The sequence below is a fragment of the Protofrankia sp. Cr1 genome, assembly GCF_963555865.1.
Classification (GTDB): Bacteria; Actinomycetota; Actinomycetes; order Frankiales; family Frankiaceae; genus Protofrankia.
Genome location: NZ_CAUVXO010000122.1, coordinates 12566 through 14371, shown reverse-complemented (window position 1 = coordinate 14371; position 1806 = coordinate 12566). Strand labels below are relative to the sequence as shown.

Genomic DNA, 1806 nt, shown 5'->3' with positions numbered 1-1806 from the left:
CCTACCCAACCGAAACATCACAAATTGGTAACTGTCGGTAGCGGTTCGCGCATGACAGCCGTGGCATCCGACAGCATGGATACGTGATGTCGGTTCGGGTGCCGATGTGGCTGCGGCGGGGAGCCTCGGTAGTGGTGCTCCTACTCGTGATCGAGTACGCGCTGCTTCCACAGCTCGCGGGTGCGCGCAAGGCCCTGGAGACGCTGTCGGACGTTGAGCCGACGTATCTCGCTGTCGGTCTGTGTCTGGAAGCGGCGTCGTTGCTTGCCTACGCAATGTTGACCCGTAGCGTGCTTGCCCGCGAAGGCCGGCCGTCGTTGTGGACGCTGGCGCGGATCGACGTGACATCGCTCGGCGTCAGCCACATGCTGCCCGGTGGCGCCGCCACCGCGAGCGCCCTTCGCTACCGTCTGCTGCGCAGCGCCGGGGTCGGTGCATCCGAGGCGGTGTCCGCCGCGGCGATCCAGGGCGCCGGCTCAGCGGTCGTCCTGAACGTGATGCTGTGGATCGGTCTCCTGATCTCCATCCCCACCCGGGGCGGCAACCCGATCTACGGCACCGCAGCCGCGGTCGGGACGCTGCTGATCGCGGCCGTGTTCGTCGGGGTGGCACTGCTCACCCGCGGGAGCGAGCGGTCCATCCGCATCGTCCGCGCCGCCGCCGGCCGCCTGCCGGGGGTGTCACCGGGCAGCGCCGAAGAGCTCATCCGTACCCTTGCCGATCGCCTTCGCGTCCTCGGCAAGGACAAACCCCTGATCATCAAGGCGACGGTGTGGGCAGCCGCGAACTGGCTGCTTGACGCCGCATCCCTATGGGTGTTTTTGTATGCATACGGTCATGCAACGGCGCTGGACGGCCTTCTGATCGCCTACGGACTCGCGAACGTGCTCGCAGCCATTCCCATCACACCCGGCGGGCTCGGGATCATCGAAGGCGTACTCGTACCGACACTCGTGGGTTTCAGCACGACCCGGGCCATCGCGCTGCTCGGGGTGGTGACCTGGCGACTGGCGAACTTCTGGCTTCCCATCCCGGCGTCGGCTCTGACCTACCTGTCGCTGCGGACCGGCCCCCTGCTGCACCGACGGCTACCGGCCCAACGCCCATGGACGACCCCAAACACGATCAACGATGAAACGATCAATAAGGAGACGACCGCCTGATGCAGGCCGCGGTCACCCCCAGCCCCGACATACGACTGACGGGAATAGAATTGTCACTCATAGTGAGTGATGGTGGCGCCACGGGTCGCCGCAAGGACCAAGCACTGAAGGAGACCGACCATGGCACTGACCTGGCCCATGCAGAAAAACGGTAAAACCGGCGAAGCGGTACGTACCGTACAGTTCCTACTCCGTGTGCACGGGTACACGGTGGCCGTCGACGGGAACTTCGGACCACAAACCGAAGCAGCGGTGCGCGGCTTCCAGTCATCACAGGGGCTTACGACCGACGGCGCAGTGGGCGACCAGACCTGGCCGACGCTCATCGCGGTCGTCCGCCAGGGCGACCGGAGCGAGAAGGGCGACGCGGTGCGCGCCGTCCAGGACCAGGCGAACTTCCGTGCCGGGGATCCTGCCCATCCCTTCCCGGTGGACGGAGTCTTCGGCACGCTGACCGACGCGTGGGTGCGAGGGTTCCAGCAGGGCGTCGGAATCAGCGCCGACGGGGTCGTCGGACCGGTCACCTGGAACCATCTCGTCAACGAAGCGCTCAACACCTGACCCGCACAACGGATCGCACGGGCAGGGCAATACCGAAGGCCGGCATCGCAGACTCCAGTCGCCGACGCCGGCCTTCGGCGTT

General features: G+C 66.2%; 2 protein-coding genes. Both read left to right on the top strand.

All coding sequences use genetic code 11. The features are described 5' to 3' along the window. Positions 1-86: 86 nt before the first annotated feature. Entirely contained in the window at positions 87-1163 is a 1077-nt protein-coding gene (locus tag U9980_RS12260; RefSeq protein WP_322768018.1) for a YbhN family protein, read from the top strand. Positions 1164-1283: 120 nt separating this feature from the next. After that, the gene (locus U9980_RS12255) at positions 1284-1724 is read left to right on the top strand and encodes a peptidoglycan-binding protein (RefSeq protein ID WP_322747726.1); all 441 of its coding nucleotides are present in this window, start codon (positions 1284-1286) and stop codon (positions 1722-1724) included. Positions 1725-1806: the final 82 nt, after the last annotated feature.

What these genes read in the sequence shown, in the direction of transcription:
- U9980_RS12260 (WP_322768018.1), top strand. Translation starts at nt 87, where the DNA reads ATGTCGGTTCGGGTGCCGATGTGGCTGCGGCGGGGAGCCTCGGTAGTG.
- U9980_RS12255 (WP_322747726.1), top strand. Translation starts at nt 1,284, where the DNA reads ATGGCACTGACCTGGCCCATGCAGAAAAACGGTAAAACCGGCGAAGCG.